Here is an 11736-nt window from a genome sequence, read left to right on the forward strand (position 1 = left end):
ATTGTCAATATATCCATTATTTAATTTAACTAACTAACTTCGAGTAAAAGGCATCTAGCATCTTTTTTTCATTTTGTAATGACATGACTACAAAATCGAGCCTTACATTCTTTACTACTTGATGTGCAGTAAGAACCTCTTTTGGTAATGCACGTATTTGTATCCATTCCTGTAGTTTTGTTAAATTTACTTCTCCAAACTCGCAAAGAAATTCGCTTCCAAAGTACCTTTCGATTGAATAAATGTCCCAGATTGGCTTATTCGGTATTTTAGATATACTTCCCACTTCTGTTTTAAGGACACTCGCTTTCATATCAAGAAACGGATTCATTATTGCTTTATAATCCGCTTCCAGTCTCTCTTTCTGTTCACCATTAAATTTTATAAATCGGACTAAGCTATCAACACTATTATTAGAAAAATCTTCTTCTATATTCAGATTAAAAGACTTACCAAACGAATTTAATGTTGGCTTTACATAGTAAGTGGGTTTATATAGATACTCATCTACTAGTCCCTTAACCCCTCCATCATTCAGCTTATTAGTATTAAGTGTAATCACCTGAGACAAAGCTTCTGATCGTATATATGCCAAAATATCATTGATTAGCCCCTCATTATTTATTTCTCGTTCCTCTTTAGCTACAAACTTTGCTACCATCCCCAACTCTTTAAATACATGCCTTTTATCTTCAGATTTAATTAAGAAACCTTCTAAGGCTGTTTTAGCATTCTTATCATTGATCTCCGCCAACTTTTTATCTGAATAAGTTCCACTCTTTACAAATTCTTCGAATTGCTGTTTACCTTCATGCATCATATTAATGTCCTCCTGATACTGCACCGACTGCATATTCTTCAAATGTAAAAAGATTGAATGGTGTTTTTTGCACAAAAAAAGAACTGTATTGTTCACACAGATCCACAAAATGTTGTATTCGGTTTAATGTCCCTACACTCCTTGTATGAAACGTCATGTTATCTTGCATGGTAATACAGACAACCTCTGCATCTTTTCTATTTAAACACATGAAGATATAGGGACTACATTCAGGCCATTCTCTCTTAGCGATTTGACGGAAGTCTTCTCGATTAAAGTTTTCATGCACTGGAGTTAAAATATAATGCAGCTGCCTTACCTCACATTCAAAAAAGCTAAGACATTTCTCCAACATCGAAATAGTGTGATCGCAGTTACGGCTTAATTTTACGCTGTAATTCATACTACCCTCTCTCAATGGCTTGATAGTAAACTGTTGTGAACTATCGAATGGATTGATCCAATGTAAAGCACCTTCTCTAGTTAAACGAAATTGAAGTGGCAAAAGTTTAGTCTTTAATGCCTCGAAATCCTCTGCAATATAGATTGTTAAGCTAATGTTTATGTTCATAAATAATCTTCCTTTCGGGATTGTTTTATTCTATTTCTGCTTTTTTTGACATAAAAAAAACAACCTTTAGGAAGAATCATAGTAATTCAGGACACAATTATCCTGTTCACGATTCAACCCAAAGGTTGTTTAATGTTGGAAACTTCTTTTTCTACAGTTGTAGAAAAAACTAAAAAAACAAAAATAAGATACATTAATCATAACAAAATATATAATAGGACACAATCTACTTGGCCATAAAATACTGAAGAAATTCCTTATCATCTAAAGCTGCAGAGACAAGATTTTTATACTCCCATTCAGTTATACCTACAAACTTATCTCCCGAAGGAATATCTTTAGTGAATAACCAACACGGCTTTAACTTATCAATAGGTTCATCTATCATAATCGTTCTGCCATCTTTCGATATTGTAGAAAAATCAATTGTGCGAATATCATTATTTTTATTTGACACTTTATAAGTTTCTTGTTGCTTACTCACTAGAGCTAAAATAAAAATATAAATTGTATCATTTTGTTCGTAAAGGTATTTAGTTATATAATATTTATACATTTGTACTATTACGGAACTTTTTCCATAAATCACTCTTTTGGGTCGGGTGTCTTTCATGCTTGAGGCGATGAAATCGTTTATTTCAATTGCTGCTCTCATAGGCATAGGCTTATTCTCAGTAGACAAAACCAAATTAAGCCACTCCCTCCGATTCTGTTAGATTCTATATTCAAAGGTTTTTTAAGACCAATTAACATACTTGATTTTTCCCCTGTTTTTTAGCCTGATACATACGTGTATCTGCTAATTTTACTAATGATGTAATCATCTCCTCTCCTTCTTTAACATCTACATCTAGTTCTTCTGAATGTGCTACACCAACACTTACAGTTATACCTGAATTTTTCTCCAAGTTTTTTCTAAACAGCTCAGCAAGCTCCATCGCGCGATTAGTCGTAATAATACTAACTAGTTCTTCTCCCCCATATCTACATACAAATCCTTGTTCTCCTACGGTACGCTTAAATATTAAACTTACATTCTGTAATACCTTATCTCCATAATCATGTCCTTTTTGATCATTCAATTGTTTAAAATTATCAATATCCGCGAAGATAAAACTAATTGGTTGTTTACTTAATAGCTGGTCCGCTTTCTTAAAGAAGAAGGCTTTATTATACAGCTGAGTTAATGAATCAGTCATACTGGTAATACTGACGTTTTTAAATAACGAAATTACACGATTAAAATAATAGGTGTTCTCACAAATAAGGTAACTAACAATAAGCAAACTGCTGATAAATTGAAATGCAGTTGAACCTATTAAACTTCCCAAAATTACTGTGATTCCCAAAGATAAAAGTAAAGACATACGAATTACTTCTGTTGCGTTTCTATTGGCTGTGCGAAAATAGCGCCAACCAACAAGAATAAACAAAATTACAGGAAAAACTAACCCGCTTAGTAGTGGAGGTAATAATAATGAACCACATATTAAAACAATCCCTATACCGATAGAGATACAGGTGTTCAAGTTTCTTTTTTCGCTTAATAATTGCATAATTACCGTTTCAATTAGAAGCAAACACGTAGCTACCTGGAATGGAAAACTATCAAAAGTAAGGTTTTCCCCCTCAAATGAATAAAAATACAAAGAAATTGCTACTAATAAAAACATACTTACAGAAATATATAATTCAGTCTTTAACTTAGTTTTATTATAAAGATACAAAGAGAATATTGCTAACATGAATATTAGAATAGGTATATACAGTAAAGGAAAGATGCTAATATCATATGTTAAGTTCATAAATCTTTTCCTCCTTAATTAGGTTCATAAAATAAATTATTTACAAAAAACCCCCTACATCAGAAAGTAGGGGGTTACATTTAATGAGTTACACTTGGAGAAAAATCATCACTACTACTTTGATTGCCATGATAAAAAATTACATCTCCATCTTGTAAGTTAAATGTATTGCCATAAGCATCTTGGAAACTATGTGCAAAGCCTTCCATATCACTCCACTGATTCATCAGTTTTCCGTTGATATATTGTAAGTAAGGATTATTCACATCGCCATTTCGTATTGATTCAATATCGAAGTTGACAATGATATATCCGTCCGTTAAAAACATTCTATTATTCTCATGTATACGTCCTATCGTCGCCGCTTCAGCAATTTTTGTGTCTTTTTCTACAACGTAAATATTGGAAGGTAAACTATATTCACCATACCATGTTTGCTCGCGTGCAACGATGTCCTTCTTAGGAACCATCGTATTTTCTGGTACAGTCTCTTCACCTGGCCCCATAAACGTTCGTAGTTTCGAGTTCAACATTTGCCAACTATACGGTCCAGTTTGAATAGGTTCTTTTGACCAATTCCGTAAATACATACGCATAAATGATGTTTCTTGGAACTTACTAGCTTGCTCTTGATACCCCTCGGTAGCTGCATGGCGATAGTAATAACTAGCGTTATCCATCAGTTGCTTTTGAGGTACATTTCTTAGTGTTTCATTCAAGACTACAGAACGGTATACCTTATCCTTTTCAGAACCAATCTTAACAAAATAATTCGTATCATCGTGATAGTACACATCAACCAGACGTCTATTCGTTCCATCTTTGTTTACAAAATAGAATGTTGGCTTAATTCGGATTGCATCTGATTGTCCAAACATGTTCCCTTTTGTTTTCATATCAAATCGGAAAGTATAGCCTGTTTTAGTTGCCACATTCGCATAACCATCAGGGTGGCTATTATGGTGTACAGGAAGTGTAAACGGTAACTGATTACCTCTCAAATCACCATCTATTCCATTCTTACCTACCCAATAACTCTTTCCTGTAGATGTTAACAGATCACTTTGTCTAAATACATTCTGCCAATTGTAATCAGCAATATCAGTTACATGAAAATCATATAAACGGCCAATTACATCAACTTCAATTTTGTCAGTAGCAATATGATTATCCATCATCTCATCAGGAGTTCGGAATGTTTCATTTAAGTTTGCTTCCGATTCTGTTGGACTATTGCTACTTACATGTCCATCGGGTGCATTAATTGCGATTGCCCTGTATTCAATCGTATATTCTCCTTCTGGAATCCAAACGGGTAAAAAGAATTTTATAGACTCAATATCCAGCGGCACCGAAATCCATGTATCTTTTGGATAGAATCCTTGCTTTGTTTCTGTATAAACGTCGAATGGGAATTTTATTTGTTTATCTTTGTAATATTTAATGAAATCCCTATTTCCGTATCCCGCTTCGTTTAGATGCTGACCACTGGTTGGTAGCGTAACTGTAAATGGTCTATCTAATACAAATGCATGCCGATCTGAATCGGGGTTAGCAGGTGTAGAACGCGAAGGCGGGTTTGTTCTTTGGTCATGCTCTTTATCATCGGACGCCTTAGCATACATCACTACAGGTGTATGTACTGTTACTGGATTAATAGCTTGTTCGCCATCTACAGTATCATTAGAAGTATTAGTGAAAGAAACATTTGGTTCAGCAGTTTTATTAACTTCTAGTACAGGAACATAATTAGCAGTTATTGTGCTAGTTGTCTGATACTTATTGACTTTCTCTTTGTCGATATACTGCCCTTTCGTTTCAAGTTCCACAATGTCAGATACAGGTATCTCAACTGGAGTTGGACCATGTGAAGGTACTTTTTTATCATCCATGTGCACAGTTTCTTTTTCCGAAATAGGATTCAATTGTACATCTTTAGATGAAATCTTGATTTTCACTGAATCATTTTTTACATCTGGAATACGTGAACCTATTTTAGCAGCGTCTTTAAACAACCCTGTTTCGTCAGGTACTGGTGGTGGACTGTAATCACCAACTAAACTTGAAGAAGGTAATGTAACATTGTTACAAATCTTAGGGAATACATGTTCCTCCCATATATCCGAATGGATAGCGTCAGCAACTGTTTCATGCCTATCATTCATAACAATAACTTTTCCACCTGGTAAAGCATAATTTTCAAATGTTAAATCATTCAATTTATAAATAACGATGTGTCCAATTTGCCAATAAGAATAATCATAAACATCATCAAAAGACATTTCTTTGTGTACTGTATCACTTGCAGGAATATCATATGAGCAATCATAAGTATCACCATCACTATCCGTACAAGTTCGCGATACACGTATCTTCCAAGAACGATTATATGTCTTATCCACTTTAATGTTATATTTTATTTGGCCACTATATTGTTGGAACTTATAGTCTGATAAAAAGCGATTTGATTTACCCCAAACCTTTAAATACTCATCTGTCGCAATCCCATAAGATAACACATCGAAAATCGCACTTGATGGTACAGTTTCATCTTCTGTGATTTTACCAATTGGATTAGTTTTCATATTTTCAGGTTTATTTTCTATTTGTTCCGCTTCTTCAACTGAATATTCAAAACTACAAGATCCATAATCACCTGGGGTTCCTGGTTCAGGTTGTTCATTACATTCACTAGAAGTATCTCCTTCTTCACAACCTACTGAAAACGTTATTTTCTTACTTGCATACCGTTTAACTGTATCTTCAATATACAATTCAGCAGTGTAAACACCTTTTTCAGTAATTTGGATTCCTGGTACTTCTTCCTTTACCCAATAGCCCGCTTCAGATTGATTTGGTTTACTTTTGTTCTTTTTTGTTTTATCAGATTTCAAATTGGTTAATATCGGTGCTCCGACCTGACTACCATCCGCTTTTGTAATTGTTATTTTAGTATCAACTTTATTACGATTTTCAGATACGTACTCATAACCATCCATAGCAAAGGAAACCTTATCACCTATTTTTACTTTTGGTTGATTAAGTTTGAAAGTTACAATATCAGGCCAGTCTGTTCTCAACACACGTAACCATGTCGGATTAATTGAGTTATAGTCATTATTCCCCGTTACATTGTCCGCTGCACCCCCTGCTTCATATGCTAAGTCTCGAATGTAATAGTATTTACCATATGAATCATCAGTGCTTGGATTATAAATATCCCTTTTAGGAACTTCCTTCTCCATATGTTCAGGACGTCCATTATATACTGATTTAAAATCATCCATACTCACACGGTCCACATCTATTACATTTCGTGCAGTTGTAACCTGTTCATCCACTAAGTGATAGAATGCTTGCCCTTTATAAGCAAAGGAAATTTTAGAACGGTCAACACCAGTGTTTTTAAAAGGAACATCTACACTAAACGATGAGTTTTGTTTACTTAGAGTTGTTTTATCAAGGATGGAATCGCCATACTTACCATCATATAAAGTTGGATAACGATATCTACCAAGAACTACTTCTCCTACAGTATCATCTACACGTTTTAGTAGTTTTCCTCCAGCTAATTCTGGCTCATATAGTAAGACACTATTATCAAAATACGGTAATGTGCCATCAGGATCTGCTTCAGATGTAACTACACCACAAATTTTAAAATTAAGCCCAACTGGTTTAACCGAACCTACCGTTAAATTCATTTTAGTAGTATCTTGGTCAAATCTACTATTGTTATCATAAGCTCTCACATAGAAAGACACTTCTTCTTTCTCTTTTACCTCATATGGCACAGATAAAGTAGCTTTGCCATTTGGCGTCGGGACATTATCCCATTTTTTTAAAGTAGACGCTGAGTTTTTATCTTTTACATAAATCTCTACGTATTTTAAAGATGAAGCAGTTTCTAAATATTGCTCAACTTCAACTTCTATGTTGATTGTCTTCTTAATCGGATAGCAACCTTTAGAATCATTTGATTTTTCTTTGATTGCAAATTTAGTTATTTTGGGTGCATCCCCAGGCCCTTGAACATATATTTTTCCATTTTTATATTCAGATTTTACGCCAGAAGCAGCAATTACATCATCGATTTTAATTCTCTCATACCACTGCTTTGGTGAAGGGTCCATTTTATATTTTTTCGATGATACATCAGCAATTACTTGATGCTGATCTCCACCAAAAGCTACAGCCCATTCTTCTATGCTCCCTGGATTAATCATCGTAACTGTCTGTCCATTTGCATCACGATAACGATAAGTATTTCCGATTGTCGCATTTGTATTACTATTTACCACCTCGGTATATCCATCAAAGTACCATGTAGAGCTTCCATTTAATGACGGTGTTACCGTAAGTGCAGTTGAGCTATCCGTAGAGTTAGGTGGGACACTTATAGCAGCCAAGGCACTTTGTGTCATCGAGGAGAAGAAAATGAGTACGGCTAAGAAAGTTAGCCATACCCTTTTTCCAGTAAATGATTTCATTTAATCACTCCTGCTATTCCTTTTCTAAGTCAATTCTAAAGTACTCTAGTCTTTGCCCTGCTCCTAATGTGATTTTATAATCACCGATATGCTCAATGATTACATTTCCAGTAAATTCTCTTTCTGAATAGTGCACATCTTTTTCTGCAGCATAGGCTTCCCTTGCCTCTTTAGCTAGTTCATTAATCTTACTATCTAATGATGCTAGTTCTGGGTATGCTAGTTTAAAAAGTTCTCTAGATAAATTAACTGTACTTTCACTTGTAAAATCGAAATTAAATCGAATGTCTTTTGTATTATTGTTATACAATAAGCTAATTTGAGTAGACATAAAACCTGGTGGTAATGTACTTACATAATCGGGCTCTTCTAATTGAATATTTGCACCAACCGCTTTATATTTGAAATTTGTTTTTTTAACAATTTCTGCTCCCTCAATTAATAATTTCTTATGACGAGGGTCATTAAATGAATTTTCTTTAGCATTATGAGCTTCAAAATTGGGATCAACGCTATAAAGAGATTTATCATTAGCCACAACTTTCTTAAAATCCTCTAAGCTCATCCCCATGCTTAACTTCGGAATATCTACTGGAACTTCTTCAACAGGCTTACCATTGTTTTTTTCGTAGTTTAATGCTCTATACAAGAAAACAGCATAGTGCGCTCTTGATAAAGATTCATTTGGTTTAAAAGTAGTAGCATCATAGCCAGTTGTAATTTCCGCTTCATAAAGTGCTGCAATAGCTTTTCCTTCCTCAGACGTCTGAGAAACGTCATTAAATGGATGCTTTCCTTTTGCTTCTAACTTAAAGGCATTTGCTAGAATTAATGCCATTTCGCCTCTAGTTAAATTCTTTGTTGGATTGAAATTCCCTTTAGCGTCAGCATTAATAACTCCTGTCTGTTGTAGACGTTGGATAGCATCAAAATAAGGATGCGTTTTTGGTATATCATTGTATTGTTTGAAAGGAACTTTAGACGTTAAACTTGTAGCTCTTTCAATTAATACAGCTGCATGTTGACGACTAATCTTTGTGTCTGGCTTAAAAGTGCCATCATCATAACCAGTAATAATGCCTTGGTCACGCATTTGGTGCAAAATATCGTAGTAGATATGTGTTTTTGAAATATCTTTAAATGGTATTTTATAATCCGCGTGTGCAGTTTCTGCTGTAATTGGAACAACAATACTTGCTGTTGCCATACTCATTGCCATAGCACCTAATAAAAACTTGTTTTGTCTAACAAACCCTTTTAATACATTGTTTTTTAATTCCTTTTTCATGAGAAAAATCTCCTTTCGTGTTTGAGCTTTCGAGTACCACTCCTTAAAATAATTTTACCATATTTTTCCAGAAATTTCAACAGATGCTATTGATTGTTTCAAAAAAATTTTAACAATCAAAAACCCCGCCTCAAACATAAGACCATTACTTTACATGCTTCATAAAGTAAAAAAGTCCTGTTTAAAGCGGGGTGTTCCCGTCGATTCCAGAATATGAATATACGTTTAAGTTACCATAGTGTTAACTAAAACTCAATATAAACATAATATTCATTAATAGGTAAATATTATTTATATTTTTGAGCGCTCGTTTTCATATCTCTTATTTACTATGTCTTTGAATTCTGTCCAAAGTTTTAAGACATTTTGCCTTTTCGTTAGGATGCTCTGCAGGGGCAGGTCATACCTTCCATTCGATCTTCTCTGCATATTTATAGGCATAGATACCCCCCACATGTTAATGGGTTTTTCATTAGTACTTAAATAATTAGTTTCTGCACTATTTGAAATATCGTCAACAAAAGAATCTAATTCTTTAAGAAAAATTGAATATTTTTCTCTATTTCCCCCATCAAAAAACGGACCATTATTTTGATGCCAGGCAAAGTCTAAAGTCTCGCTTAAGGAAGCCCATCCATCATGAACTTTGTTAAAATTAAGTACACGATTATCAAGGTCTTTCAGCCGTTCTATAATGTCATTAATCTCCATCATTTCATTATATTCATTTTTTGTAACCTTGTATCTAGCTATTTTAAGTTCCTCTTCTAATGGTATAATTTCATTTTCTAATGGTATAATTTCATCCTTTTCAATAAGTTCCTTTAGTCCGTAGAGTACTATCACCAATCCTAGTCCAATTAGTGTAAAAGAGTCGCCCATATTTGATATAAACGGAAACTCAACTTCTATTTTTAATACTAAAATTGTCAATGCTCCAATAAATATTACTAACGCTAATATAAGTACACGAATAACATAATTCTTATATCGTGTTATTTCTAATAAATCAGATAGACTAATTAATGCTGCTGTTAACGAGAAAATTGCAACCACAAACCCAGACACTTCAAAATTGAACAATCTAAATACGGCAACAATACAAAACATAGCTCCTATGCCTAAAACGATATATGCCGATCTCTTATCCATAATAACCACCAATCTTTCACCTAACATTACACACTATCACGCCTATTTTAGTTCTTCTTTATATTGTTCTGCTTGTTCTAGTGTCCAAACAGGAGTAGCCGCTAAAATATGTACGGGTTCAGGAAGCGGATTTTTCACTTTTCTCCCCTCCCTTTGACGTTTAAATTTGATACTCAAATTCGCTTTGCTCCAGCCCAGCAATTCCGCAAACTCCTTCGTTCCAACAAGAGGAGGTATATTATGTATTACCGCTTTTTTAGATTGGCTATTCATTTGTTGTTATCAATCCTTTCAAATAGCAGTTATTCTCCTTCTGGCCAAACAAACGGTCAAAAAGCGGAAGTATTAAAATTTCCATGGTATAATTACTTACTGACAAACCGTAAAAGGGTAGCCAATTCTTAGCTGCAGCGTCGTCATACGCTACAGCTTTTTTAATGCTCAGCTTATTGATGATTGGGATAGTCCGCAACTCCTTCCCAACGATTAAGCCCCGTCTTAATGTTTTCAATCATCTTATCAAACCATAAATATCTAATAGCTTTTTTATATTCGTCAAACTCATAAATTTTGCTAATTTCAAAGCGTGTGGTGTAAAAAGGCTTTAATGTTAAAGACCAGTTGCAGAGGTCTTCTAAACTCATTACATTCATTTCGTCCAATGTTGGTAATGTGATCTCTGTTATTTTCATACTCCACTTTCCTTTCTAAACACCATATTTATTATCCTTCAATATTTCTTTACTTTCTATTGAACAGTGACTTTCACCGTATCAAATAAAACCTTCCATGCCTCTTCTTCTGTATAAGCACGATTAATAGTAACTGATACGTTTGAATTCGATTTCTTCTTGAACTCGAAAACTGTACCTCCATTAAGAGATGCCCCTATAGCCATAACACTCCATTCTTCTTTTAGTTTCTCCATTTCTGCCACGCTCCCTTTCCGACTGGAATTTTTAAAATATTAAATTAAATCGTCATATTGTTCAGTTAGATTTTTTCTTTAAAGAGTTTATCAGGTCATTATAAAACCTCTCTGATACTGTAAAGTCACAAGGTCCATCTTGAACAGGAAAATTAATATTCGGCTGTTGTTCAAGAAAGCTTTCTATTTCTAAATACAATTCAGCTTCAATATTAAATTGTTCATTATAACGGTCAAATTCTATTTGAATGGCTTTAACCGAATGTAGTTTAGATATTTCTATGAGTTGAGAAATAAACGATTCTACTCTTATTGAAGGGATATGTTTTATATATATTCTTTGACTATTTGAATCAAATGCTCCATATAATTTCTTTTCTTCATGTATTATTTCCCCATTTGTAATTATGAATTTTACCGTCTTATATTTTAGAGCCAATTTGTTAGCGTCCTTCTCCAATTCTGCCCGCAATCGACTAAATTTCCATTTGAGTCTATGTTTTTTAAACATCTACACTTCCCCCTGTAACTGCACAATTTCTTTCAAACGCCCCATAATTCTTTTTCTATTTTCCGTTGTTTATTCTCCAAACGTTCTCGTTCTTTATTCAACTTTTTCACCTCTATCAATTTGTCTATATTCTGAGTCGTTTTAAATTCCTCTAGTGACTTTGTAATATTA

Annotated in this window: 11 protein-coding genes; 1 reads left to right on the top strand and 10 read right to left on the bottom strand. The window is 34.0% G+C overall.

The window, feature by feature from the left end; translation table 11 throughout:
• Positions 1 to 25 precede the first annotated feature (25 nt).
• The 7 genes from ACQKNX_RS23120 to ACQKNX_RS23150 all read right to left on the bottom strand — a co-directional run bounded on the left by ACQKNX_RS23120 (position 26) and on the right by ACQKNX_RS23150 (position 10126).
• Complete coding sequence (locus ACQKNX_RS23120) at positions 26 to 820, bottom strand: hypothetical protein (protein ID WP_427430899.1); 795 nt, start codon at positions 818 to 820, stop codon at positions 26 to 28.
• A 1-nt stretch (position 821) separates the two neighbouring features.
• Positions 822 to 1391: a hypothetical protein gene (locus ACQKNX_RS23125; protein WP_427430900.1), complete on the bottom strand. Its 570-nt coding sequence runs from the start codon at positions 1389 to 1391 to the stop codon at positions 822 to 824.
• Positions 1392 to 1617: 226 nt separating this feature from the next.
• A complete protein-coding gene (locus ACQKNX_RS23130; protein WP_427430901.1) occupies positions 1618 to 2079 on the bottom strand; it encodes a hypothetical protein in 462 nt (153 codons plus the stop codon).
• A 58-nt stretch (positions 2080 to 2137) separates the two neighbouring features.
• Complete coding sequence (locus tag ACQKNX_RS23135) at positions 2138 to 3196, bottom strand: GGDEF domain-containing protein (protein ID WP_427430902.1); 1059 nt, start codon at positions 3194 to 3196, stop codon at positions 2138 to 2140.
• A gap of 80 nt (positions 3197 to 3276) precedes the next feature.
• Positions 3277 to 7686 carry a DUF5704 domain-containing protein gene (locus tag ACQKNX_RS23140; RefSeq protein WP_427430903.1) on the bottom strand — a complete coding sequence of 1470 codons (4410 nt, stop codon included), beginning with the start codon at positions 7684 to 7686 and terminating at the stop codon, positions 3277 to 3279.
• Positions 7687 to 7699: 13 nt separating this feature from the next.
• The gene (locus ACQKNX_RS23145) at positions 7700 to 8974 is read right to left on the bottom strand and encodes an S-layer homology domain-containing protein (protein WP_427430904.1); all 1275 of its coding nucleotides are present in this window, start codon (positions 8972 to 8974) and stop codon (positions 7700 to 7702) included.
• 291 nt (positions 8975 to 9265) lie between these two features.
• The gene (locus ACQKNX_RS23150; protein WP_427430905.1) at positions 9266 to 10126 is read right to left on the bottom strand and encodes an APC family permease; all 861 of its coding nucleotides are present in this window, start codon (positions 10124 to 10126) and stop codon (positions 9266 to 9268) included.
• A 240-nt stretch (positions 10127 to 10366) separates the two neighbouring features.
• Between ACQKNX_RS23150 and ACQKNX_RS23155 the strand changes: the two genes are divergently transcribed.
• The gene (locus ACQKNX_RS23155; RefSeq protein WP_427430906.1) at positions 10367 to 10531 is read left to right on the top strand and encodes a hypothetical protein; all 165 of its coding nucleotides are present in this window, start codon (positions 10367 to 10369) and stop codon (positions 10529 to 10531) included.
• A 41-nt stretch (positions 10532 to 10572) separates the two neighbouring features.
• On the opposite strand, the gene ACQKNX_RS23160 is transcribed toward ACQKNX_RS23155, so the two are convergent.
• From ACQKNX_RS23160 to ACQKNX_RS23170, 3 genes are all read right to left on the bottom strand, one after another.
• Entirely contained in the window at positions 10573 to 10818 is a 246-nt protein-coding gene (locus ACQKNX_RS23160; protein ID WP_427430907.1) for a hypothetical protein, read from the bottom strand.
• A gap of 56 nt (positions 10819 to 10874) precedes the next feature.
• On the bottom strand, positions 10875 to 11054 hold the full coding sequence (locus tag ACQKNX_RS23165; RefSeq protein ID WP_427430908.1) for a hypothetical protein: 180 nt from the start codon (positions 11052 to 11054) through the stop codon (positions 10875 to 10877).
• Positions 11055 to 11115: 61 nt separating this feature from the next.
• On the bottom strand, positions 11116 to 11565 hold the full coding sequence (locus tag ACQKNX_RS23170) for a hypothetical protein (RefSeq protein WP_427430909.1): 450 nt from the start codon (positions 11563 to 11565) through the stop codon (positions 11116 to 11118).
• Positions 11566 to 11736: the final 171 nt, after the last annotated feature.

It is taken from the genome of Lysinibacillus sp. NPDC093712 (genome assembly GCF_050280025.1).
GTDB lineage: Bacteria > Bacillota > Bacilli > Bacillales_A > Planococcaceae > Lysinibacillus.